This window comes from Lentzea pudingi (genome assembly GCF_014646255.1).
In the GTDB taxonomy this organism is placed as follows: Bacteria; Actinomycetota; Actinomycetes; order Mycobacteriales; family Pseudonocardiaceae; genus Lentzea; species Lentzea pudingi.
The window spans coordinates 41219-64654 of record NZ_BMNC01000027.1 but is presented as its reverse complement, the minus strand read 5'-3'; the positions used below and the strand labels follow the sequence as shown (position 1 = coordinate 64654).

The window sequence follows — 23436 nt, the reverse complement described above, 5'->3', positions numbered from 1 at the left end:
GTCCGGCCCTCCGCACAACGGGGTCCTCGCGCAGAGTGGTGCCCTCCCCGAGGTCCGGCCAGGGCGGCGGCATGTACCGCGATACCGACCGACAGGAGGCAATGCCGCCGCCACTGGCCTCCGATAATCGGCTCGCGCAGCCTCCAATCGCATCCGGCCGGTCTACGATGCGCTGAAGGGGAAGTGGAACCGCCGCTAGACGTGGCCCAGTTCGAGCAGGCTGTCCGCCGGGAGATCACCGCCATTATCTGCAGCTCGTTGACATCCTGAAGCGAAGAGAAGGGGGTTTGTGTCGTGGACATGTCCACGACACAAACCCCCCGAGGGACGTGCGTTTCTGAATAACTAGCTTGCGAGCGAGTAGCCGGACCTGATGAGGACCGCGAGCTCGACGCTGAGCTTCTCCTTGGTCCAGCCCGTGGCCGTGAGACAGCCGAGCGGGCGTAGGAGAGGCTCGCGCGAGCGGCGCCTGCCTGGATGCCCAACAGCGCTGCCATTTGCCTCGGCTTGAGGCCCTCAGCCGACATGATCAGGACCTCCGCCTGGCGGTTGCCCAGTCGACGGATGGCCCGAATGAGCTGTTGTTGGTCGGCCTGCGCCGGTGCATCATCCTGACGCACCGGATCTTGCTCGCGGTCCCGCTCCGCATCATCGGACTTCAACGAGCGCACCGTCGCCCTGATCTCGTGGATCATCCGCAACACCACGGACCGTCCCAGCCCGAGCAAGTGCGCAATCTCGCCGATGGAGTAGCTGTTCATGACCAGGCGCGCGACCTCGTCGCGGTGCCGCCCCAGTTTGCCGATGGCAAGCAGCGTCTCCTGGAGCGTTTCCCTGTCGAGCGCCACGCGGTCCGGGTTGAACTCCGACTCGGTGAACGCGAGGTTGAGTTCGCGGTCGATGTCGAGCGGCCCGCCGATCAAGATCAGACCGGCGCGCCGGCGTTCCGAGCGCCGGAAGTCGGTGATCACGTTCTGCAACACCCGCAGGCTGTAGCCCACGAGGTTGTCGATCGCGATCAGCTTCTCGGCGGGGAGGGCGAACAGCCTGAGCAGCGTCTCCTGAACGACGTCGTCCGGGTCATACCCGCCACCATTCATGCGGCTTGACCAGGCCCGCCTCCGCAGCACGGGGGTCAGGTACACGTCGAGCTCTTTCCAGAACGGCTCAAGGAGCTGCTCGGAAGACGAGGGCCGCAGAAGCACCTCGTAGGGGTAGGCATCCATGTCAGGCCTGTCCCGGGCGACGGTTGAACATGAAGATCGGCACGAGCACCAGGACGAGCCCCTAAATCTGCTCGGGCGACCATCCGAGCCACATCGCCAGGATGATGATGATCAGCAGCGGGGTGCTGCGGGCGACCTCGGTGAGCGCGACCGAGTCGCGCACCGCCTGGAACTGCTGCGGCAGCGCGATCTTCTTGGCAGCGGTGCCGCTGGCAGCGGTCTTCTTGGGCGACGTCGTGCTCTTGCTGGCGGGGTTGCTGGCGCCCTGCTCGGGCTCCTGTACGTGCGTCATGGCGTGATGTCCTTGTGCGACAGGAGTTCCCGCCGCCCATCCTCCGGCCAAAGAGATCGGGGCGGCGGATCCTCCAACGGCACTAGGCGGTCGCCGCGCATACTCCAGAGGAGGCGCGCGATGAACGCTCCGTGCAGCTGTGGCCGGGCACCAAATGGTGCCCGGCCACAGTCTTTTTGTCACCCGTGCGCCGCGGGCTGTGCTGGCTTCGCCGCTGCGGGCTCCGCTGTCTGCAGTCGTCGCAGCTCGTCATAGACGCGTTCCAGCTGCTGGCGTTGTTGTTCGTTCTGCCCGGTGAGGATCTTGACTCGCTGTTCAAGCCGCTGGTTGCGACCAGCGCAGCCGCCAGCCGAACCCGAATCGATCGGTCTGTCGCGGCGGCTGACCTCGGGGCCGGTGGTCCGCCGGCGAGCGTGCGGAGTGCGGCGAGCAGGTCGGGTTGCGTGTAGATCCAGGAGCGCGAGACGTTCGCCTTCGTGGCGAGCGCCGCGACGGTCGCTTTCGTCGTTGAGCTGCGCAGCGCCAGCAGTGCTTCTTCGGCGCGTTGCCGGGCGTCGGCGCTTCGCTGGGCTGCGGCCCGCGAAGTGGGCGGGCGCGTGGCTATCAGGCCGGCCGCTGAGGGTCTCGAACAGCACGCCGCGCACGCCCCGGAGCAGCGCCGGGGTGTGGCGCAGTTCGGTGCGATCGAGCAACAGTTCGGCCAGCGGGTTCACCTCGGCGAAGGCGACCGCGGTGGCACGCAGCCGCCCGGCCGGCACCGGGTAGATCCGCCCGCAAGCCGGACTCGGCCCAGCCAGGGAGACTCAGGAAACGGTGGTACGTCCTCGGTGCGCAGCACCGCGTGCGTTCCCTCCCGGACACCGCCCAGAGCCGATCCCATGGGCGAGTCGTGGTGGGCGACGATCAGAATCTCGCCCTCGACCGTTGTGGCATGGGCGGCCGGCAGGCTGACGAACCCAGGAGCGATCGCCAGCCGGGCGGACAGATGGCCGGGCGGACAGATGGCCGGCCAGCAGAGTCCGACAGATCTCAGCTGGCAAAGGCGACACAACCCCTTAAGCGGCAAGTTAGGTCACCTAACTTGCCGCTCGTCAGAGGAAAGACCTGCCCGCGACGTGATCGAAGGCGCACGGACCGGAGCGGCACCACCTGGAGGCTTTGACCTCCACACCAGGCACCGGCAGTGCAGCTGTGGCCGCCAGGGTCAGCCCTCGCAGGTCACGCAGCCCTCTTCCATGCGGCAGGTCAGGCCCACCTCCATGTCGTCGTCGTCCCAGTCGATCGCGAAGTCCCCGTCGGCGGAACTCTCCGTCGCCACCGAACCCGCCGCCTCGATCACGGCACTCTGCTCAGCCATTCTCATCTCCTCTGTTTGCTTGCCTGCACGCCCGCCCGGGAACGCATGTAGTAAAGACTCTTGATGTACGGGTCCAGCAGCGCCTTCTTGTGAATGCGGCTGATCTCCTGAGGGGTCGCGTCCGCATTGAAGAAAAGGTTCAGCGACTGCGACTGGTCGATGAACCGCTGCCGGTCTGCGGCCTGCGTGAGAATGACTTCCTGGTCGATCTCGTAGGCGGTCTTGAAGACCGCCTTCTCCTCGTCCTTCAGCCAGTACACGTGCTGCACCGAGCCGTCGTTGTCGACGATGTCGTCGATCGTCTCGCTGGTGTAGACGTCCCGTTCCTTCATCAGCGAGACCAGGTTCGGGTTGGCCCGGGCCATCTCACCGGCAGAGGTGGTCTGGTTCCAGACATTCGCCACAAACGGTTCGATGCCCTGACTGGTGCCGCCGACGATCAACGCGGTGCTCATCGTCGGGGCGACCGCCATCAGGTGACTGTTGCGCCGCCCGACGCACCACTCGGGAACGCCGGCGACCTCACCCATCCACACCGACGCCCGATTCGCCTGCTCGGCGATCGAAGCGAACACCGTCTTGTTGATCTCGCGGGCCTCCGGCGACTCGAACGCGATCATCCGCTGCTGGATCATGTCGTGGTAGCCCATGACACCGAGGCCCAGGCTGCGGGCCTTCTCGGTGTAGCGGATCGCCCGCTCCAGGCCGCGGATCTCACGGGCCCGGCGCAGGAACGCCTCGGCGACCGCGTCGAGGAAGACCGTCGCGGTGAACGCGACGTCGGTGCCCTCCCACTCGCGGTACGTGGCCAGGTTCAGCGACGACAGCACGCAGGTGTACGAGTGGTCCTCGTCGGAGAACAGCGTGATCTCCGAACACAGGTTGGACGCCTTGTTGGCCAGGCCGTTCGCCTTGTAGCTCTCGGTCTGGAGGTCGTTGACGGTGTCGACCTTCCAGATGTAGCCCTTGCCGAGGACCGCCCGGATCTTCAGAACCCGCTTGTACCGGGCGAGCGCGTCGGCGTCGCCGGAGACGAGCCGGTCGATGAAGTCCTGGGTGAAGATCCAACCGACGTTCTTGTTCGCCGGCTCTCGGAAGATCAGGTCGGCCAGCTCGAAGAAGTCGTCGTGGTCGACCGGCAGGTACCCGGCCCACGACCCGCGCCGGGTCGAACCCTGACTGATCTGGTTGGTCATCTCCACGAAGTTCTGGAACACCGGCACGACCCCGTTGGCCTTGCCGTTGTCGGAGAACTTCGCGCCACGCGGACGGATGTCACCCAGGTAAGCGGATGTGCCGAAACCCTGCTGGGACAGCAGCGCCGCCTCTTTGAGGGTGTCGTAGAAACCCCACACCGAATCCTCGATGTAGGAGCCCTCACAGCTGACCGGCAACCCGCGGTCGGTACCGAGGTTCGCCAGGACCGGCGTGGACGGCGACAGCCAGCCCTTCCAGATCACCTCGAAGAACGCGTCGTACCAGCCCGCGCCGCCGGTGCGCGGATACAACTCGTCGGCGATGTCGGCGGCGGTACGGGCGATCTTCTCGTACCGCGACTTCACCGTCCCGTCCATCTCGATGTACTTCTTGACGAACATCGAATACCCGGCTGTCGTCATGAAGGGCGGGATCTCCCCGGCTGCTTGCAGCGCCTTGCGCTCGGCGCTCAGCGACTCCCAGATACTCACTGCGGCTTCTCTCTGCTCAGAAAGCGTCGTCGTCGAAGGTGAAGTCCATCTCGCCGACGTTGCGGTTGTACTCGTTACCGGTGACCTGGAAGAAGTCGTGGAACTGGGTGCCGTTGATGCCGGAGTAGAACCATTCGGCGACGGGATTGTCACCGATCTCGAACAGCGGCTCGAGGTTCATGTTCTCCAGCGTCATGTTGACCCGGGACTTCACGAAGGTGTCCAGGTCGTCCTCGCGGATCCCGTCGATGGGGCCGTGCGAGAAGAGCATCTCGACGATGCGTGCCTCGTGGTGGTACAGGTGCTCCGCGACGGCGCGGACGCGAGTCACCAGGTCGTCGACCTCTTCCTTCACCGCGCCGGGCGTGGCTCGGTACTCGTCGAGGAGGGTGTTGAACAACCAGGCACCGCCGGTGGCGTGCAGGTTCTCGTCACAGGCCGAGAAGTTGATGCCGGAAACCACGTTCTGGATCAAGTTCTTGCCCTGTGACTGGAAGTGCTTCAGGAACGCGAAGTTGCTGTACAGAACGCAGTTCTCCATCAGCGTGAAGACCGCGAGGGCGTACAGCAGGTCGTCGTCGGCGATCGCCACGTGCACGAACGCGATCCGTTCCTCCAGGACAGGGTCGTTCTTGTACGAGGTGTAGAACTCCTCGGTGTCGATCATGAGGACCTGGTTGAGCTTCGCGTAGAACGGCGCGTGCATGTTCAGCTCGGCGAAGCTGAACGCGTTGCACATCATCTGCACCTCGGGGCGAGGGAACGCGTGGAACAGCCGGTCGCCCCACACCTCCCCGCCAAGGATCAGTTCGTAGATGGTGAACAGCTTCAGGGTCGTCTTGACCGCTTCCTGCTCGGCCGGGCTCATGTTCGCCAGGAAGTCCTGCTTGTCGTTCTGGACCGCGATCTCCTCCGCCGTCCAGAAGATACTGCGCTGCGTCTTGGCAAGTTCGTCAGCGAACGGATAGTCGAAGACGTACGCCTCCTTGGGCTGCCGGATCGGCAGCCCACCGGTCTCGATCATCGCCGGATTGGTCCTTCCCACATGTGCGCCGCCGAACAGGCCCGGCGAATCTCTACTTCCGACGTCAGGGTGCACGCCGGCTACGACGACACCGCCGAGGCAAGATCGTCCGCGACAGCCTAAGCCTCATGGTCATCACACACGAACTCGACACACCAGATGATGCTGTAAGAGTTGTCACGCCCCACTACATCTTGTGCTAGCTGCAGATGCGGCGACCTCTGACATCATCGCTTCGGCGACAGCCGACGCGCCGTCATCCTGCTACGGAAGGGTGCGATCGCCAGGACTCATATGTCACGGCCAGTCGCCTTTGGTAGCGAACACCGCCTACTCGAGCTGACGTTCAACGAGCTGGGCAATGCGTTCCTGGTAGTGGACAGATTCGGCATTTAGGGCAAGATGTTGTGACATAGAGCTAGTTGCCAACGACCGAGTCGTTCATGCCATCGTGTTGACCATCACCACGGTCGTCGCGACACCTCGACTTCCAGTCGACAACATCGCTTCCCCGGCGTATTTAAGGTTGTAGAGCTGGACTCACGTCCCATGCACACCCGGCGGGGATGGACAATCTGAAACTCGACTCCACAACCAGGCTGCCGATACGAATCCGCTGTTCAGCGCTGTTCCCATCCTTCGGTACTCCCGCCCGAGGTCCGGCCCTCCGCAAGAACGATCGCGCGCAGGGTGGCGCCCTCCCCGAGGTCCGGCCCTCCGCAAGAACGATCGCGCGCAGGGTGGCGCCCTCCCCGAGGTCCGGCCCTCCGCAAGAACGATCGCGCGCAGGGTGGCGCCCTCCCCGAGGTCCGGCCAGGGCGGCGGCACGTACCGAGATCACCAACCGGCAGGTGGGAATGCCGCCGCCACTGGCCTCCAAACAATGCCTCGTCACAGACACCCCGGCCCAGCGCACCCAAGAGAAGCGCTGGGCCGCGATCTTCCACGACGTGAAGCATGCCACGAACCCGCGGCTCAAAGAGCTAATGGATCAGTTCACCACGTTGGTCCCGCCGATGAGCATTGGGAGCGCGAAATAGGACGAACTCGCCCGGAGAGCACGGGTCCTACCGTGCTTCACCCGTTGGAGTGACGACGCCTCCAACGAGGACCAAACGGCATACGGGCACCCGCATCCTGCTTTGAAACGCTGGAGAGCCTGCTGACCACTGTCGCACTGGAGCGGCTCGCAGGACCGCGTCACATTTGCGGTGGCCAACCGTGCACGCGGACTGCGACAGCCAAGGCCGCGACCACACAGACCACCACACAAAACCGCAAAGTGTGGTGCCATGTCGACAACACGGCACGGATCGTGCGGCAGATCTCCCTGATGGCAGCGGGCATGATGGTCTTCTCCTCAAAAGGTCGGGACTCTGAAGGCCAGGTCCCCTGAGGAGGTTGCAGATCAGCGGTTCATCCCGCGTTTGTCCGCAGGGACAACTCAGGTCGTGGCGGACAACTCCAGGTTGTCCGCGGACAAGTCGTGGAGGAGACGAGTGGGACGGGGCAGGCCCTGGGGGCCGTTGAAGGGCACAGACTCCGCTCGGCACGAGCTGGCGCGCTATCTGCGCGGAATCGCCGTTCAGCAGACACTGACGGTCAAGGAGATCGGGGTTCGCTGCGGCTGTAGCGACACAACCGTCTCGAAGCAGATTAACGGGGCGGAACTGCCTGACTGGCAGTTCGTTGTGCGGTTCGTCGAAGCCTGCACAAGTCAGCAGCAGTGGACCGACCGGAAGCACACCGCCAGGGGGTTGTGGGACGCTGCCAGAAAAAGCAACGCCCGGCCTCGTTCCGGTTCAGAGCTACCCGATGCGTACACACGGTTGCTTCAGGCTAAAGACGAGACGATCCAGGCCCACCGGCAACTCGCGGCTGTCAATGATGACCTGAACGATGCCCGGAAACAGCTGCTCGTGTCCATTCAGGTCGAAAATCAGGCAGCACAGGTGATCACGGTGCTGCGCATTGTCCTAATGAGACTGTCCACTTTGATTACCAACCTCACTGCCGACCGCGACCAAAGCCGAAGGGAAGCCGCCGTTCATCGCGCGGAACTGCAGTCAGTGCAGCAACGACTGACCATCGCCGAGCAGGAGCGCACCCGCGCTGACGCACAACTCGCGCAGGCAGAACAAGAGCGCGACCGCGCCGCCCGGCTCAGCGACGAAGCACAGACCAGGATCGTGCACCTCGAGAGTCGGCTGCGGAGCGTTCCGCTTCCTGATCACGACCTCGCTGTCGATCTACGTGGCGTCGACACCCCCAGCCCGGACGAGGTCCTCCGCGACACGACGGCCGGCCTGGACCGGGTCCAGCAACTACTTGACGGGCAGGACCGCGACCTGACTGCCTTGGAGTTCGCGGATCTGGCCTCGGCGTTCTTGCGGGACCACGACCAGCTGACCGGATTGAAGAACCGCTCCGCACTCGTTCGCCGCCTGGAGTGGTTACTTCGCAACGCACCTGAACGCAGTACGACGCTCTACCACTTCAGCGTCGACTCTCTTCCCACGATCGCTCAAGGTCTCGGTCAATCGGCACGTGACAGGATCCTGCAACACGTCGCGACCCGACTGAGACACGTCTTCTTCCAGGAGCACAGCCTGGTTTGCCGTCTGGACGGTGAAGAGTTCGTGGTGCTCGTCGAGGACGAGACAACCGGTTCGGTCATCGTCTCAACAATCAGCAATGTTGCTGAGGAGTTGTTGGACCCCTTTTGGCTCGACGGCGGCGGCATCGCGGTGTCGATGTCGACGGGGGTGCTGCCACGTCTGCCGGAAGACACATCGCCTGAGGGTGTGCTTCGTGCTTCAGGCGCGACTCTGCACCGCGCCAGGTCCTCCGGCAGCGGTGAGTGGGCCATGTACGACCCGGCGGTCGATGACGTCGATCGCGGGGAGGCAGTCCTCGCCGCGTTCATGGCAGGCGCTTGGGAGGAAGGACAGATCACGGTCTTTCACCGGCCAGTACACATGTTCGCCAGTGACACGAAAACTCTTGTCGAGTCGCGACTTCGCTGGAACCATCCGCTCCAAGGCGAGATCCACCACGACCGATGCGTCGCCATCGCCAAGCGCTCCGACTTGATGCGCCGGATCGGGCGGTGGGCTTTGTCTGTCTCCGTCGAGGAAGCAACGCAGGACGACCGGACACTGCTCGTCACGTTGACGGACGACATGGCCTGCGACCCTGATCTCGTGGCCTTCGTCTCCCAACTACTACATCGCAGCACGATGCCCGCAGGACGACTACTTCTCGACTTCCCTGTTCAGTCTCTGCTGGCAGCCGACGACACTGCCTTCGACAACGCACAGATCCTCTCCGACCGCGGGATTCTGCTCGGTCTCCACGAATTCACCGCCTCGCCCGCCGAAATCGAGCTCACAGACGAACTTCCCGTACGCATGGTGAGGGTTGGGACACGCTCGACCACGCCATACGGCCGGACAGCCGAGGTGCTGACGAGTGCGCTGTCGTACGTACGACGCGCGGGGCGCCTGGTCATCGCCGATCACGTCAGCACGTTCAAGGAAGCCGAGATGTGGGGGAAGATCGGCGTCGATGGATTCGTCGGCGTCAACCTCATGGGGACCGAGACATGGGGCCGACCAAAAGCAGCCCGATAGCTGAAGGGAGTCGGCCGTCCCAGGTCCCTGCCCTGAGGTAGGTCGATAGAGGAGGCTCATCGGCGTGAAGACCGGTTCTCCTACCTCCGCCTGCCCTGCCAAGACACGCTGATCCTCATCAACGTCGTCGCGCCCGGCTGGAGATCATTCGCCGCGTTCAACGTCAACGAGGGCGTCTTTGGCCCCCTCGCGGCACCGAGCACCGCTCTCTCTCCTACCCCTGGAAGCACTTCATCGGCGGCTGCCTCGGCCGGTTGGGCACCCGCGACGACGTCGTGGTGTACCGCAAGTACGTCAACGACATCGCCGAGAGCATGCCGCCGCCAAGGCATACCTCGACACCGCTACCGAGCAGGCGGGCCGCGCCGATCGTGCGCAAGTACGCGGGAGTGCTCAGGGTGGCCGACGTGTTCGTGGGCAGCACCACGTTCGTCTTCCTCGAGTCCCTCCGACTCGAAGAGGGCGTCGGGCCGCACGTCCACCCGTGAGCTGTGGCCGGCACTGCACCTGGCCGTCCGCGGCGAGGGTCTTCATCGTGACGTAGCTGTTCACGGCCGCGACGCTGGGTAGTCCGGCAAGCTTGTTGGCGTGGAAGTCCTCGTAGGCGGCCAGGTCGGCGACCTCGACCTGGAGGACGTAGTCCAATTTGCCGGCGACGTGGGTCAGGACGACCTCGGGAATCTGCACGATCGCGCGTTCGAACGCCTGGACGCGCGTGCGTGCCGAACAAGCCGCACACCGGCGATCACGCGCAGGCTGCGGCCGACCGGGGCGGGATCCACCACGGCCTGGTAGCCGCGGATGACGCCGGTCTCCTCCAGTCTGCGGATTCGGCGCAGGCAGGGTGACGGCGACAGGCCGACCCGGTCGGCGAGGTCGGCGTTGCTGATCCGGCCATCCTGCTCAGCGATCAACAGATCGCCGGCCCCGGCGTCCCGCTCGATCTCGCCTACGGCGACGTGCTGATCACTGACGGCGTGATCACCGAGGCTGCCGAACAGATCGACGCGCCGGACGCCGAGGTCATCGACGCGACCGGCCGAATCGTCCTGCCGGACTTCGTCGACACCCACCGGCACATCTGGCAGACGCAGTTCTGCGGGCTCGGCGTCGACTGGACGTTCGACGACTACATGACGATGATCGCAAGCGCAGCTCGCGTCGAGCGTTGTCGTGCTATTTGGCCACAAAGTGGACAGCTTGCGTACTCCGCAAACCCGCTTGGCCCAACGTGATTCACTCTTAACATGAAAGGTAAGTCCCGCCGCCGCGCCGCGCGGAAGCAGCGACAGAAGCAGGCACGACTGGCTGAGGCCGCGCCCTTTGACGTGCACACGCTCACAGTTCTCGACTCACTGACGGCGATGGAGAAGCTGATCCAGTCGTTCACGCCCTCTGACGACCCCGCAGCGAGTATCGGCGCGACGATCGACGAAGCCGTCAACCAACTCGTCGCCGACGTCCGCCAGTTCGACACGCTGCGGCTCGTCGAGGTCGCCCGACTTATGTTCCTGCCGTCGAGTTTCGGCGGTCCACCTGTGTCAGCTCTCGACGCAGTCGCCGCCCACGTCGAACTCCTGGCCTTGATCGCGCTGGCCGCTGAAGGACCCAATGGTTTTAGTGGCTCCGGCAGCAACCTGTCGACGACTGAATTCGTGCCCGCAGCGAAGAGCCAGCTCGACCACCTGATGCACCTGTCGCAACTGCGCGTCATGGCGACCACGAAGCCCACCGACAAGCTCGCCATGATCTCGACCTACGTCCGGGGCAACGAGGTCTGGATGCGCAGCACCTCCTACGCTGACGTGGCCGAGGCAACCGTCCACAGCCTCTTCGAGGATTGCCCAGAGGTTCGGCAAGCGCTCCTTGCCGATCTCGGCTTCTCCGCCGCGGATGTCCTGGCGGTGCTGCAGAGTTGTCACGACATCCAGATCGCCAAGTTGAACACCCGCATGCAGGCGATGTTCGAGTCCGTTGACATCGCGATGAACTCGACGACCGAAACCGGGCCGGACCCAGTGCTGCGCGACGCCGCACAAGAGCAGTTCTCCGCGATGTGGGAGCCAGCGATCGAGACGGTCACGGCAGGGATCGAGGAGATTGCAGCAGCAACAGGACAGCCGGCTGACCGTGTCAGCGCGATCGTGGACCAATTCCGCCTCGATCTCGGCACAAGCACTCCCGCCGAAGTCACGGACGACTTCATGGCCGGCAGGAACCCTCTGCGCACGCACCCTGTGCTGGTCCACGACAGCGGTCGCATCATGCTGCCGCACAGCGCTCTCATCGCGGGGGCGATCAAGGAGAACTTCGAGGAGCACCTCAAGTCGTCGCCGGTCTGGGAAACCTACCGCAAACACCGCGGCGATCTCCTCGAAAGCCGGACGCGGGCCGCACTCGAGAAGGTCCTTCCTGGCGCGAGCCATCGCGGCGGCACAGAGCGCTTCGAGTACTTCATCCCAGCAACCCCGAAGGAGCAAACAGCAGGAGATCCCGCCAAGTACACCAAGCGCGTCGAGGGCGACCACCTCTTTCTACTCGACGACGTGGCGATCGTCGTCGAGGACAAGGCCAACGCGCTGAGCGCGCTGTCACGTGGCGGCAAGGTCAACCGCATCAGGACCGACCTCACCAGCATCATCTCCAAGGCAGCCGAGCAGGCCGGCAGACTGCGCGATCTGATCGAAGGCGACGGCGGTGTCCGAGTCGAGGGCGAAGGCTGGGTCGACCTGACGCACATCCGGGAGATCCACACGATCACGGTGAGCCTCGACGACCTGTCGAGTGTCGCCACGGCGACCGCCGAATTCGTTCGAGCCGGACTGCTCGCGCCGGAGAACATCTGCTGGACCGTCTCGATTCACGATCTGGAACTCATCACGGAGCTCATCGACCGGCCTGCGGAGTTCCTGCTGTACCTACGACGGCGCCGCAACCCACAGGTGACGGTGCTGTACTCCGCGCCGGACGAACTAGACCTGTTCCTCTACTTCTTCGAGTCAGGGCTGTGGGTCGAACCGGACCCCGACCAAGAGCGCGCAGCATTTCCGTTTCTCCCCGAACCCAAACCCGCTCAACGCCGCCGCTATCGCGGGCAAGCCAGGTCGTTGATCACGTCTCGCACCGACCCGCTCGACCGGTGGCACGACGCCAAGCTGAACGGCGCGGACGCCTCCGCGCTGAAACCCACCATGGTCGAGGCGCCGCTCGCACCACTCGCCGACCTCCTCCATACGCAAGGCGTCTACGGGTGGCTCAGCATCGGCGCCACCCTTCTCTCAGGCGCCTTCGAAGCCCAGCGCAAGCTGGCCGGCTCGGCGCAGCGCCTGCTGTCGGAACCGCGGAGCGATGGCCAAGGCCGCAGCCTCACCTGGCCCGTCACTGGCACAGTGGAACCCGCAGAGGGATGGTTGCTCGTGTGGGCTACCCATCCTCCGCACGAAAGTCTCGCGAAAGCTCACAAGCGCCTAGCCGGTTATCTGAAAGCTAAGAAGCACCAGCTGTCCCTCCCGCGGGCAGTCGCCTTCCTGTACGACGAGGCCACCCGACAACTTCAACACGTCCAGTACGACAGCGACATCGGCCCACTTCCCGATGAACTCAAACCGTGGCTGGGCAGTCTTCAACCGCCGGAGGCCATGCATCCGATTCGGCAGTCTGCACGCGGGCGACGACGAAGGAAAGCGAAGCGCGTCGCGAGATGATCTTCCACAACGGACGGTCTACACCGTTGAAGCAGTGGAAAGCGGCGTCGCCGCAGAGCCTGAGTGACTCCCATAAGACCTCTCCGGAGGAGCTCCCCCGCCTTCCTGGTTGATTAAGGCACTCCCACGGTCGCTCTCCTGGAGAGGATCGCCTGCGGTGGGGACGGGTCCGAGCGTCCCGTCCCCAGGCCGCTACTCGGGCGCAGATAGGCCGAACGATGCCTCCACCACCAGACTGCCGGAACAAAACCGCTGTTCAGCCCTGTTCCCATCCTTTGGTACTCCCGCCGAAGACGCCACAAGGATGGGAACAATCGAGTCGCCAACTTCATGCGCAGCACGCGTTCGCCACAACGTGACCGCCGAGCAGCAGAGCCTCGGCCGCTTCGGCGTCCATACGCGCGATAGACGACACCGGCCGGCAACACCGCCACGGTCACGTACCTGCTGGCCCCGCAAATGCACGGTGTCCGCCCGCATCGTGCGCGGCGCGATCGACCATGCCAGACGCCATCGCCGACACGTCAGCAGGCGATCAAAAGTCTTGTGGACAACCACCCGACCGGGCGACCGATCCTGGAGCAGCCACGTGACCCTATTTCGCAGGGCACAGGACCGTGCTCCAGTTTTGCTCCAGTTGGGGATACAACCATCCACTCGGGACAGAAACACAAGATCGCCCGCCAACCTCATACTTGCAGGTCAGCGGGCGATTTATATGCTGTCTTCAATTGTGGAGCTGAGGGGACTCGAACCCCTGACCCTCACACTGCCAGTGTGATGCGCTACCAGCTGCGCCACAGCCCCTTGAAGATCCACGTTCCCGCCGGGTTTCCCCGTCGTTCTCGTGTGGCTATACCGTACAACACCCCTGCCACAAGATAAAAATCGGCCCCCTGAGAACCACATCCGACCTGGTAGAACCGGGTGCCGCCCCCACACACGAACCACAAATCACCTGCTGAACCCGGCACCCCCGAACGAAGTGACGCGCGGCACACGTACGACCCGAAAGCCGCACGCACACCGCGCGCCAAGTCCACAGAGGACACCGGCCTACTTGGTCAGGTCGGCGAGCCAGTTCTTGTTGTCCAGGTCCACGAGCTTGCCGCCGGCCGCGACGCTGGGCGTGCCCCGGAAGCGTCCGGATTCGGGATCGCGCAGCGCCGGGTCGTTGCTGGTCTTGGACATCAGCTCGTCCAGCTGCGACTTGTAGGTCTGGTTCCGCACGCACGACTCGAAGGTCGCGGAGGTCACGCCGACCTCCTTGCCCAGCTTGATGAGCTGGTCCTTGGTGTAGCCGGCCTCGCCCTCCTCCGGCTGCTTGGTGAACAGCGCCGCGTGGAACGCGTTGAACTTGCCGTCGTCGGCCACGCACAGGGCGGCGTTGGCGGAGTCGGTCGAGTAGCCCTCCGGCGACGAGAGGCGGTTGAGCATCGGCAGGATGTTGTAGCGGATCTTGACCTTGCCGTCCTCGACGGCCTTCTTGATGTCGGTGCCGTAGGTCTTCTCGAACGTGCCGCAGATCGGGCACAGGAAGTCCTCGTACACGTCGACCGTCAAGGTGGCCGTGTCCTTGCCGACGAGGACGGTGCCGCCCTCGCGGACGGCCGGCGCGGAGATCGTGTGGTCGGCCGGGGCCAGCGGGATCGCGTCGGTGCCCGATGTGGAGGGCGTCATCTGTTCGTAGATGACGTAACCGATGACGGCGACGGCCAGCACCGCCACCACGACGATGCCCGCGATGACCTTGGTGCGATCGGAACTGCCCGACGAACGAGCCTGGCCCACCGCACGCGCGGCCTGCTTCTTCTTCCGCGCACTGCGCTCTGCTCCACCCACGGCGACGAGCGTAGCGACACAAACTAAAAGAAAGCTGAGCGCGCAATCACGCTTCCGGGTGACGTGGCTTGCCGCCGACCCGTTCGCCGGTCGGGATCTCGGCGCTCTCGTCCAGGGCGCCGCACTCGGGGGCGACGGCGGCGGCCGTGTGTTCGTCCTCGTGCGTGGGCAGGGTCTCGGGGGCGACGAACCAGAAGCCCACCGCGAGCAGCAGCGATGCGCCGGTGATGGCGAACGACGCTCCGAAGCCGAACGAGTCGGCCAGCAGGCCCGCGGCCATCGGGCCGATGATCGCGCCCAGGTCCGTCACCATCTGGAAGCCCGCGAGCACGGGTCCGCCCTTGCCGCGCGCGCCGATGACGTCGGCCACCACCGCGTTCTGCGGCGGGTTCAGGAGCCCGGCGCCGGCGCCCGCGATCAGCGAGGCCGCCATGAACGTCCACAGGTCGCCGGTGAAGCCCATCCAGATCGTCGCGAGACCGCCCACCACGAGGCCGACGACGGCGACGGGCTTGCGGCCGCGGGTGTCGGCGAGCTTGCCGGACAGGAACAGCATCGCGGCGTTGCCGGCCGCGAACACCGACATCGAGATGCCCGCCACGGCCGCGCTGTGTTCCAGGGCCTCGATGACGAACACCGGTACCAGCGAGATCCGCACGCCGAACACGGCCCAGCCGTTGGCGAACCCGGACGCCAGGGCCGCGCGGTACGCGGGGTGCCGCACCGCCTGACGCACTGACATGGGCGTTTCCGTGTTGGTGCGGTCGATCTCGACCAACGTCGAACGCCGCAGGAAGAACCAGACGACGAACGCCGCGAGGCACAGCAACACGCCGTACGACACGAACGGCACCCACAGCCCGAACGGCACCAGCCCGGCGCCGATGATCGGACCGGCGACGTTGCCGACCAGGAAGCCCGCCGCCCACATGCCGGACGCCCGCCCGCGCATCGGCGCCGGCGTGATCCGGATCAGCAGCCCGAGAGCCGCGACCGTGAACATCGTCGACCCGACTCCGGCCAGCGCACGCCAGGACAGCATCTCGGCGTAGCTGGTCGAGAACCCGGACATCGCCGTGCCCAGCGCCACGATCAGGATGCCGATGATGTAGATCCGCGGCTCGCCGAACCGGTTGACCAGCTTGCCGCTGACCGGCGCGAACGCCAGCCGGACGAACGCGAAAGCGCTGATCAGAGCCGCGACGGCGGTGTGACCGACGCCGAACGAGGCCGCGTACACCGGCAGAACGGGTGCCACGATCCCGAATCCCACGGCGATGATGAAACTCGCCGCGACCAGAACCCACACCTCGACCGGCAACCGCTCGCGCACAAAGCCTCCCTTAGCCCTGCTAAGGATATGTCACGCGGCAACTAAGTAACTCAGTCGAGTAGCTCATCCACCCTGCGTACATAAGCAGTCACGGGATACGCCGCAACGAACCCGCACGCCTCGGCGAACCGCTCCCCTGGCCCCTCGTCCACCTGCGACGCGACCAGCACCGCGCCGGACGAACGCAGCTCAGCGGCAGCGGACACCACCAGCGACCGCCCGACACCACGACGCCGCCGCGCCGGACGCACCACGCACTGCTCGACCAGGCCGACACCGCGTTCGGCGAACCCCGACACGAACCCGCCGATCCGGTCGCCGTCGTCCACCACCATCACCAGGCACCTCGGGTCGTCCAGCCGGTGCCCGAGCCACCGGCCGAGCCGCTCCCGGTTCCCGACCAGCTCGTCGGACAGCAGCTCGACGATCCCCGGCAGGTCCGCGTCGGCCGCCCGCCGGACCCCCTCGGCGACCGAAGCAGGCCCGCGGTGGACCACGGTCTGCAGTTCCTCGACCGCGTACCAGCCGGAGTCGTCGGCGATGCCCTCGATCTCGTCCACGGTGGTCGGCGACGCGTACACGACGGCCTCCGCACGTCCCACCGCGGCGAAGGTGTGTTCCAGCTGCAGCAGCGTCGACGCGACCTCGACCGACGTCCCGTCCAGCGCGCACCCGAAGTTGCCCGACGGCAGCGGGTTCTCGCGGTTGACCACCACGGCGGCGCTGCCGACCTTGCCCACCTTGCCGTACCGGACGGCCCCGGACGCGAGCCGCGCTCCCTCCACCAGGATCGCGAGCGATCGGGACTGGTAGGGGTCGAGCAGCTCCGGGTCGTCCGGGTCTCGCAACGGGTCAACCAACGCGGCGGTCCTTCCACTGGGCTCCTGGACGCAACGCGCAGTCCACGAGGAACACCCCGATCGTCGCCCACGACAGCGGCGCCAGCACAGCGGAGATCTCCGGCTGCCCGACCCGCCGCACGTACTCGCGGTGCGACACGGCCTGTGCGAACCACGCCAGCCACGACCACGGCGAGCGCCACCGCAGCACCGGGACCAGCCCGTAGGCGAGGTGCAGCAGCCCCGCGACCAGCAACAACGGACGTCCCCACGGCCCGAACATCTCCCGCGACGCCGGTTGGATGCTCTTGCGCAACGACCGCCAGCAGTCCGCCAACGTGTCGATCCCCGACGTGGTCAGCAGCATCGAGGCGTCGACGAACCGCACCACCCCGCCCGAGTCCCTGATCAACGTGCCCAGCCCCACGTCGTCCGCATGGGTCCCGGCGAGCTCCTCCCAGCCACCGGCCGCGTCGAACGAGACCCTCCGCACCAGCACGCAGTGCCCGACGGCGAGCGCCGTCGGGCCGCGCCCGTCCGGTGGCGAGCCCTCGAAGACCAGCGTGTTGAAAGCGGGCAGCAGGAACCACCAGGCCGGCCCGGTTCCGCGCCCCGCCGACGACACGAGGTCCGCGCCCAACTCCACGGCCGTCGCCACCAGCCGTCCGACGAGGTCGGGCGTGCAGGTCACGTCCGCGTCCACGAACAACAACCACTCCTCGTCCTGAGCGGCCTGAACACCGAGATGCATCGCGTGCGTCTTCCCGGCCCAGCCGTCAGGAGGTCCGGACGACTCGACCACCTCGGCCCCCAGCGACCGGGCGACCGCGGCCGTCGCGTCCGCGGATGCGTCGTCCACCACCACGACGCGCACACCCGGCTGACCAACGAGACCGGGCAACAAGCGCGGCAACGTCGCTTCCTCGTTGCGTGCGGGCACCACGGCCAAAACGGGCGCGGACACCGACGACGCCGACACCTCCGGCACATGCCGCCACTGCTGCACGGTCCGCCCCGACCGCAACAAGGACAGGACCCCAGACGCCACACCGATCATCCCCATCCTCCAACCCTGACACACTCAACGGCGTGCACCTGCCTGATCTCCCGGTGAAATCCGTTCTCCCCCAGCTCCTGGAGCAGCTCCAGGAACGCGGGGCGGCCGTGCTGGTCGCGCCACCGGGAACCGGCAAGACGACGCTGGTTCCGCTGGCCCTCGAAGGCAGGTTCGACGGCAAGGTGGTCGTGGCCGAACCGCGCCGGATCGCCGCGAGAGCCGCCGCCGCGCGCATGGCGAGCCTGCTGGGCGAACCGGTCGGCCAGACCGTCGGCTACTCGGTCAGGGGCGACCGCAAGGTCGGCAAGAACACCCGCATCGAGGTCGTCACCAGCGGTCTCCTCGTCCGCAGGCTCCAGCACGACCAGGAGCTCAAGGGCGTCGGCACGGTCCTGCTCGACGAGTGCCACGAACGCCACCTCGACGCCGACCTCCTGCTCGCGCTCCTCCTGGACGCCAAGGCGGGCCTGCGCCCGGACCTCAAGCTCCTCGCCACGAGCGCGACCGTTGCCGCCCAACGCCTTTCGGACCTGCTCGACGCCCCGGTCCTGCACACCGAGTCCCGCATGTTCCCGACGGAGCTCACCTACGTCCCGCCCGCGCGCAACGAGTACATCGAGATCACCGTCGCGAGGGCCATCAACAAGGCGTTGTCCGAAGTGGACGGCGACGTGCTCGCGTTCCTGCCCGGTGTCAAGGAGATCAACCGGACCGCGCGCCTGCTCAACGCGGAAACCGTGATTCTGCACGGCCAGCTCAACGCCCAGACCCAGGACGCCGCCCTCAGGCGCGGCGACCACCAGCGGGTCGTCCTCGCCACGAGCATCGCCGAGTCCAGCCTCACCGTCCCCGGAGTGCGAGCGGTCGTGGACGCGGGTCTCGCCCGAGTCCCGCGGGTGGACCACCGCAGGGGCCTCGCCGGCCTCACCACGATCCGCGTCTCCCAGGCGGTCGCCGACCAGCGCGCCGGGCGTGCGGGCCGGGAGGCGCCGGGCCGGGTCTACCGCTGCTGGCCGGAGCACGAGCACTCGACGCTCCCCCGCTACCCGGAACCGGAGATCAAGACCGCCGACCTGACCAGGCTCGCGCTCGAACTGGCGGTCTGGGGCACCCCGGACGGCAGCAACCTGAACTGGTGGGACGCCCCGCCCGAGGGCGCGCTCAAGGCCGCGCAGGAGACCCTCGACGCCATCGGCGCGCTCGAACCCGGCCGTCGCGACCGCATCGCGAGCGTCGGTCTGCACCCCCGGCTCGGCCGCGCCCTCATCGACGGCAGCGCGCTCGCGGGCAACCGGACCGCGGCCGAGGTCGTGGCGCTGCTCGACGACAGCACGCACACCTCCACAAGCGACCTCGCGACCGCGCTGAAGGCCCCCGGCAAGTGGCGCCAGGAAGCCAAGAAGCTGGAGAAGCTCGGCACCAACCCGGCGGGCAACGGCGATCCCGCCCTCGTCGTCGCGCTGGCCTACCCGGAACGGCTGGCGAAGCGCCGCTCCAAGAACAGCTCCGTCTACCTGATGGCCAACGGCACGGCCGTCGAGCACACCGACTCGCTCCACAAGTGGCTGGCGATCGCGATCGCCGACCGCGAACCGGGCAGCAAGCACGGCCGCGTCCGCCTCGCCGCCCCGGCCGACGAGGAACTCGCCGTTACCGCCGCGAAGGCCCTCGTGCACACCGAGGACGACATCCGCTGGACCGGTGACGTCGTCGCGAACGAGGTCCGCAAGCTCGGCGCGATCACCCTCGACGAACGCCCGCTCAACGACCTGGCCAAGTCGCAGCAGGCACTCCGCCTCGGCCTCGAGACCGAGGGCCTCGGCCTGCTGAAATGGCCCGACAGCGCGTTGCGGCTGCGCGAACGGATGGCGTTCCTGCACCGCACCCGCGACTGGCCGAGCGTCGACGACGAGGCCCTGGTCCGCGCGATCGACCTCGGCAAGGCGAAGAAGCGCTCCGACCTGGCCAAGATCGACACGACGGCGTTGCTGAGGAGCCTGCTGCCGTACCCGGAGGCGGCCGAGTTCGACAAGCTCGCCCCGGAGCGCATCGGCCAGGGCAAGATCGACTACACCCAGGACCAGCCCGTTCTCTCGGTCCGCATCCAGGACGCCATGAAGTGGGCCGACACACCGCTCATCGCGGGCGTCCCGGTGGTCGTGCACCTGCTCTCGCCCGCCGGCCGCCCGACCGCCGTGACGAGCGACCTCAGGTCGTTCTGGCGCAACGGCTACCTGCGGGTCCGCAGCGAGCTCAAGGGCCGCTACCCCAAGCACCACTGGCCGGAGCGCCCCTGGGACAAGAGCAGATGAACCATTAGGAATCGAACAACGTTTACCTCTCTTATGGCGCACATCGCGGTCTTCCTCATGCCGGAGCGCGGACACTTCCTGCCCGCGCTCGGGATGATCGCCGAGCTCGTGCGCCGCGGCCACCGGGTGAGCTGCCCGGCCACCGCGCCGTTCACCGCCGCCGTCGCCGAGTGCGGTGCGACCGCGATCCCGTGCGTCACAACGCTTCCGGACGAGCTGCCCAGCTCGCTCTACGACGCCACGCGGCTCGCGCTCGCCGAGGCCGAGTCGGCGTTGCCGCAGCTCGTGGACACGTTCCGCGACGACCCGCCGGACCTGGTCGTGTGGGACATCGCGGCCTGGTCCGGTGGCGTCATCGCGCACCGGCTGGGCGTGCCGAACGTGCTGGTGGAAGTGCTGCTGAGCAGCAACGAGCACTGGTCGCTCGGCACCGAGGTGCTGCCGGCGCGCACGTTCGACCCGGCCGCGATCAGGTTCTTCACCAGGGTGCACGGCTTCATCGGCAGTTCGCTGCCGGAGTTCGTGTCGGGCGCGCGCCGCCGGATCGCCCTGTTCCCCAGGGAGTTCCAGCCGCAGGGCCACACGTTCGACGACCGCGTCGTCTTCACCGGCCCGTGCCTGACCGGCCGCGAGTTCCAGGGCACCTGGAAACCGCCGCCCGACCGACCGGTGGTGCTCGCGACCACGGGCACGCAGGTCTGCGCGGACGCCGCGCGGGGCATGCCGTGGCACCTTGTCACGAAGGGCAAGGTTCTGAGTCCGGCGATGAACGTCGAGACGCACGACGAGGTGCCGCAGCTCGCGGTGCTGGAGCACGCCAGCGTGTTCGTGACGCGCGGGGGCATGGGCGGGGTGATGGAGGCGCTGCACCACGGCGTCCCGATGATCGTCGTGCCGCACATGACCGACCAGCGGCTCAACGGCCAGCGGGTCGAGGAGCTGGGGCTCGGTGTGCTGCTCGACACGGTGACCGTGGAGGGTGTGCGCTCGTTGGTGGGTCAGCTGGCTTCGGATTCCGCTATTTCCGCGCGGGTGAAGGACATGCAGCGGATGATTGCGCGGGCGGGCGGCAGCACGCTCGCCGCGGACGTCGTCGAGGAGGAACTGGCGCGGTGAGACGGATCTGGGACGACGCGGTCCGCACGCTCGGCGGTGCGCCGGACGCGGGCGATCTGATGGAGCGCTACGCCGAACCGCATCGGACCTACCACAACACGTTCCACGTCGTGTCCGTCGTCCGCGACTCGTCGGCGCTGGCGGACGCGTTCGCGTTCACCGTGGAAGAGCGCGCGATCCTCGCCCTGGCGGCCTGCGCGCACGACGTGATCTACGACAGCAGGCCCGGTGAGGACGAACGCGCGTCGGCCGCGTGGGCCAGGGAACGCCTGGCGGGCGTGGACGAAGCGCACATCGCACGCGTGGAGTCGCTGGTGCTGGCCACGATCACGCACTCGTCCGACGACCCGCTGGCGCACGTGCTGCTCGACGCCGACCTGGCCATCCTCGGCTCGGAGCCGGAGCACTACGACCGCTACAGCCAGGCAGTGCGCCAGGAGTACGCGCAGTACGACGACGCGACGTGGCGAGCGGGCCGCGCGAAGGTGCTCGAGAGCCTGCTCGACCGCGAGACGCTGTACGTGAGCGAACCCGCGCGGCAGCGGTGGGACGCCGCCGCGCGGAGCAACCTCGCCCGCGAGCTTCAGTCCCTGGCCTGAACCTCGAGACGTGCCTTCCGCACGCTGTACCCGAAGTAGACGACGAACCCGAGGGCCATCCAGGCGAGGAACGCGATCCACGTCTCCAGCCCGAGGCTGAACATCATGTAGACGCAGAAAGCCAGGCCCAGCAACGGTGTCACGGGCGAGAACGGCACCCGGAAACTGCGCTCGCGGTCCGGTTCTGTGCGCCGCAGGATGATCACCGCGATGTTGACCAGCCCGAACGCGAACAGCGTGCCGATGCTCGTCGCGTCGGCCAGCGCCCCCAGGGGCACCAGCGCGGCCAGCACGGCGATGAACAACCCGACCACGACCGTGTTCGCGAACGGCACACCGGTGCGAGGGCTCAGCTTCGAGAAGATCGACGGCACCAGCCCGTCACGCGACATGGCGTACAGAATGCGCGTCTGTCCGTAGAGGACGGTCAACACCACCGACGTGATCGCGACGACAGCACCGATAGACAGCAGGATCGGCCAGATCGTGCTGCCGGTGTTGTCCGTCAGCACCCTCGCCAGCGCCGCCTCCGTACCCTCGAAGGTCTGCCACGGCATCGCCCCGACCGCGGCCAGTGCGACCGCGCAGTACAGCGCGGTGACCACGACCAGCGAGATGATGATCGCGCGCGGCAGGTCGCGCTGCGGGTTCCTGGCCTCCTCACCGGCCGTCGACGCGGCGTCGAACCCGATGTAGGAGAAGAACAACGTGGCCGCCCCGGCACTCATCCCGGCCAGCCCCAACGGGAACAGCGGCGCGAAGTTGCCCGCCTTGAACGCGGTGAACGCGACCGCGCAGAACATCAGCAGCGCGCCGACCTTCACCCACACCAGCACGGTGTTGGTGCGCGCACTGCCCTTCGCCCCACCGAGCAGCACCAGCATCGAGATCACCACGACCAGCACGGCGGGCACGTTGACGATCCCGCCGTCCCCCGGCGGCTGGCTCAGCACGTCCGGAATCCGCAGCCCCGTCACCAGGTGCAGCAACTCGTTGACGTACTGCCCCCACCCGACGGCGACCGCCGCGACCGACACGCCGTACTCCAGCACGAGACACCAGCCGCAGACCCAGGCGACGATCTCGCCGAGCGTCGCGTAGGTGTAGGAGTACGAGGAACCGGACGCGGGGATCAGGCCCGCGAGCTCGGCGTACGACAGCGCGGAGAACAACGCCGTGATGCCCGCCAGCACGAACGACAGCACGATCGCGGGCCCGGCCTGCGGCACCGCCTCCCCCAGCACGACGAAGATGCCGGTGCCGAGCGTGGCACCGATGCTGATCATCGTGAGGTGGCCGACGCCCATGGTGCGCTTGAGTTCGCTGCCGGGATGAGTCAGCTGGTCGATCGGCTTGCGCCGCAACACCCGCGCCCCGATGCGCTGTCCGTTGCTCATCAGGACAACCTAACGCCC

At 66.7% G+C, this 23436-nt stretch carries 20 protein-coding genes, 1 tRNA gene and 1 pseudogene; 8 read left to right on the top strand and 14 right to left on the bottom strand.

What is annotated here, in order from left to right; translation table 11 throughout:
• The 6 genes from IEY88_RS42120 to IEY88_RS42095 form a co-directional block, all read right to left on the bottom strand.
• Positions 1–1226: RNA polymerase sigma factor (locus IEY88_RS42120; RefSeq protein WP_229694274.1), on the bottom strand; the 1226-nt coding region annotated here is incomplete at its 3' end.
• A 61-nt stretch (positions 1227–1287) separates the two neighbouring features.
• Entirely contained in the window at positions 1288–1518 is a 231-nt protein-coding gene (locus IEY88_RS42115; RefSeq protein ID WP_189160499.1) for a hypothetical protein, read from the bottom strand.
• A gap of 179 nt (positions 1519–1697) precedes the next feature.
• Positions 1698–2276 carry a hypothetical protein gene (locus IEY88_RS42110; RefSeq protein ID WP_189160498.1) on the bottom strand — a complete coding sequence of 193 codons (579 nt, stop codon included), beginning with the start codon at positions 2274–2276 and terminating at the stop codon, positions 1698–1700.
• A 446-nt stretch (positions 2277–2722) separates the two neighbouring features.
• Complete coding sequence (locus tag IEY88_RS42105) at positions 2723–2875, bottom strand: hypothetical protein (protein WP_189160497.1); 153 nt, start codon at positions 2873–2875, stop codon at positions 2723–2725.
• 2 nt (positions 2876–2877) lie between these two features.
• A complete protein-coding gene (locus IEY88_RS42100; protein WP_229694273.1) occupies positions 2878–4563 on the bottom strand; it encodes a ribonucleotide reductase barrel domain-containing protein in 1686 nt (561 codons plus the stop codon).
• Positions 4564–4579: 16 nt separating this feature from the next.
• Complete coding sequence (locus IEY88_RS42095; RefSeq protein WP_229694272.1) at positions 4580–5587, bottom strand: ribonucleotide-diphosphate reductase subunit beta; 1008 nt, start codon at positions 5585–5587, stop codon at positions 4580–4582.
• Between the two features lie 1526 nt (positions 5588–7113).
• On the opposite strand from IEY88_RS42095, the gene IEY88_RS42090 reads away from it, so the two are divergent.
• Together IEY88_RS42090 and IEY88_RS42085 are read left to right on the top strand one after the other, a co-directional pair.
• Positions 7114–9219, top strand: coding sequence for an EAL domain-containing protein (locus IEY88_RS42090; protein WP_189160496.1), 2106 nt, complete (start codon positions 7114–7116; stop codon positions 9217–9219).
• Positions 9220–9473: 254 nt separating this feature from the next.
• On the top strand, positions 9474–9707 hold the full coding sequence (locus IEY88_RS42085; protein WP_189160508.1) for a hypothetical protein: 234 nt from the start codon (positions 9474–9476) through the stop codon (positions 9705–9707).
• Here the strand turns inward: IEY88_RS42085 and IEY88_RS45660 are convergent.
• Positions 9613–9906: an Lrp/AsnC ligand binding domain-containing protein gene (locus tag IEY88_RS45660; RefSeq protein WP_373294295.1), complete on the bottom strand. Its 294-nt coding sequence runs from the start codon at positions 9904–9906 to the stop codon at positions 9613–9615. The genes IEY88_RS42085 and IEY88_RS45660 overlap by 95 nt on opposite strands.
• On the opposite strand from IEY88_RS45660, the gene IEY88_RS44740 reads away from it, so the two are divergent.
• Entirely contained in the window at positions 9808–10014 is a 207-nt protein-coding gene (locus tag IEY88_RS44740; protein ID WP_229694271.1) for a hypothetical protein, read from the top strand. The two genes, IEY88_RS45660 and IEY88_RS44740, sit on opposite strands and share 99 nt — an antisense overlap.
• A gap of 56 nt (positions 10015–10070) precedes the next feature.
• On the opposite strand, the pseudogene IEY88_RS45655 reads toward IEY88_RS44740, so the two are convergent.
• Positions 10071–10133 (bottom strand): annotated as a pseudogene (locus tag IEY88_RS45655) (winged helix-turn-helix transcriptional regulator); the annotation flags it as partial.
• A 45-nt stretch (positions 10134–10178) separates the two neighbouring features.
• Between IEY88_RS45655 and IEY88_RS45335 the strand changes: the two are divergent.
• On the top strand, positions 10179–10454 hold the full coding sequence (locus tag IEY88_RS45335; RefSeq protein WP_189160507.1) for a hypothetical protein: 276 nt from the start codon (positions 10179–10181) through the stop codon (positions 10452–10454).
• 12 nt (positions 10455–10466) lie between these two features.
• Positions 10467–12923 (top strand): preprotein translocase subunit SecA, encoded by a 2457-nt coding sequence (locus IEY88_RS42070; protein WP_189160506.1) that lies wholly within the window; start codon positions 10467–10469, stop codon positions 12921–12923.
• Between the two features lie 734 nt (positions 12924–13657).
• Here the strand turns inward: IEY88_RS42070 and IEY88_RS42065 are convergent.
• The 5 genes from IEY88_RS42065 to IEY88_RS42045 all read right to left on the bottom strand — a co-directional run bounded on the left by IEY88_RS42065 (position 13658) and on the right by IEY88_RS42045 (position 18000).
• A tRNA-Ala gene (locus tag IEY88_RS42065) sits at positions 13658–13730 on the bottom strand.
• Positions 13731–13979: 249 nt separating this feature from the next.
• The gene (locus IEY88_RS42060) at positions 13980–14765 is read right to left on the bottom strand and encodes a DsbA family protein (protein WP_189160495.1); all 786 of its coding nucleotides are present in this window, start codon (positions 14763–14765) and stop codon (positions 13980–13982) included.
• A gap of 46 nt (positions 14766–14811) precedes the next feature.
• Positions 14812–16098 carry an MFS transporter gene (locus IEY88_RS42055; RefSeq protein ID WP_189160494.1) on the bottom strand — a complete coding sequence of 429 codons (1287 nt, stop codon included), beginning with the start codon at positions 16096–16098 and terminating at the stop codon, positions 14812–14814.
• A gap of 50 nt (positions 16099–16148) precedes the next feature.
• Complete coding sequence (locus IEY88_RS42050) at positions 16149–16958, bottom strand: GNAT family N-acetyltransferase (protein WP_189160493.1); 810 nt, start codon at positions 16956–16958, stop codon at positions 16149–16151.
• Complete coding sequence (locus tag IEY88_RS42045) at positions 16951–18000, bottom strand: glycosyltransferase family 2 protein (protein ID WP_189160492.1); 1050 nt, start codon at positions 17998–18000, stop codon at positions 16951–16953. The genes IEY88_RS42050 and IEY88_RS42045 overlap by 8 nt, the downstream gene beginning before the upstream one ends.
• Positions 18001–18026: 26 nt before the next feature.
• Here IEY88_RS42045 and hrpB point away from each other — a divergent pair, with 26 nt between their 5' ends.
• The 3 genes from hrpB to IEY88_RS42030 are packed head-to-tail and all read left to right on the top strand — an operon-like array spanning position 18027 to position 22021.
• A complete protein-coding gene (gene hrpB / locus IEY88_RS42040; protein ID WP_189160491.1) occupies positions 18027–20306 on the top strand; it encodes an ATP-dependent helicase HrpB in 2280 nt (759 codons plus the stop codon).
• Between the two features lie 57 nt (positions 20307–20363).
• The gene (locus tag IEY88_RS42035; RefSeq protein WP_189160490.1) at positions 20364–21422 is read left to right on the top strand and encodes a nucleotide disphospho-sugar-binding domain-containing protein; all 1059 of its coding nucleotides are present in this window, start codon (positions 20364–20366) and stop codon (positions 21420–21422) included.
• Positions 21419–22021, top strand: a complete 603-nt coding sequence (locus IEY88_RS42030) for an HD domain-containing protein (protein WP_229694270.1) — start codon at positions 21419–21421, stop codon at positions 22019–22021. The genes IEY88_RS42035 and IEY88_RS42030 overlap by 4 nt, the downstream gene beginning before the upstream one ends.
• Here the strand turns inward: IEY88_RS42030 and IEY88_RS42025 are convergent.
• The gene (locus tag IEY88_RS42025) at positions 22006–23418 is read right to left on the bottom strand and encodes an amino acid permease (RefSeq protein ID WP_189160489.1); all 1413 of its coding nucleotides are present in this window, start codon (positions 23416–23418) and stop codon (positions 22006–22008) included. The two genes, IEY88_RS42030 and IEY88_RS42025, sit on opposite strands and share 16 nt — an antisense overlap.
• Positions 23419–23436: the final 18 nt, after the last annotated feature.

Excerpts from the sequence above, each read along its gene's own strand:
- IEY88_RS42115 (WP_189160499.1), bottom strand. The coding sequence starts at position 1,518 with ATGACGCACGTACAGGAGCCCGAGCAGGGCGCCAGCAACCCCGCCAGC.
- IEY88_RS42105 (WP_189160497.1), bottom strand. The coding sequence starts at position 2,875 with ATGGCTGAGCAGAGTGCCGTGATCGAGGCGGCGGGTTCGGTGGCGACG.
- IEY88_RS42095 (WP_229694272.1), bottom strand. The coding sequence starts at position 5,587 with ATGATCGAGACCGGTGGGCTGCCGATCCGGCAGCCCAAGGAGGCGTAC.
- IEY88_RS42070 (WP_189160506.1), top strand. The coding sequence starts at position 10,467 with ATGAAAGGTAAGTCCCGCCGCCGCGCCGCGCGGAAGCAGCGACAGAAG.
- IEY88_RS42045 (WP_189160492.1), bottom strand. The coding sequence starts at position 18,000 with ATGGGGATGATCGGTGTGGCGTCTGGGGTCCTGTCCTTGTTGCGGTCG.
- IEY88_RS42035 (WP_189160490.1), top strand. The coding sequence starts at position 20,364 with ATGCCGGAGCGCGGACACTTCCTGCCCGCGCTCGGGATGATCGCCGAG.
- IEY88_RS42025 (WP_189160489.1), bottom strand. The coding sequence starts at position 23,418 with ATGAGCAACGGACAGCGCATCGGGGCGCGGGTGTTGCGGCGCAAGCCG.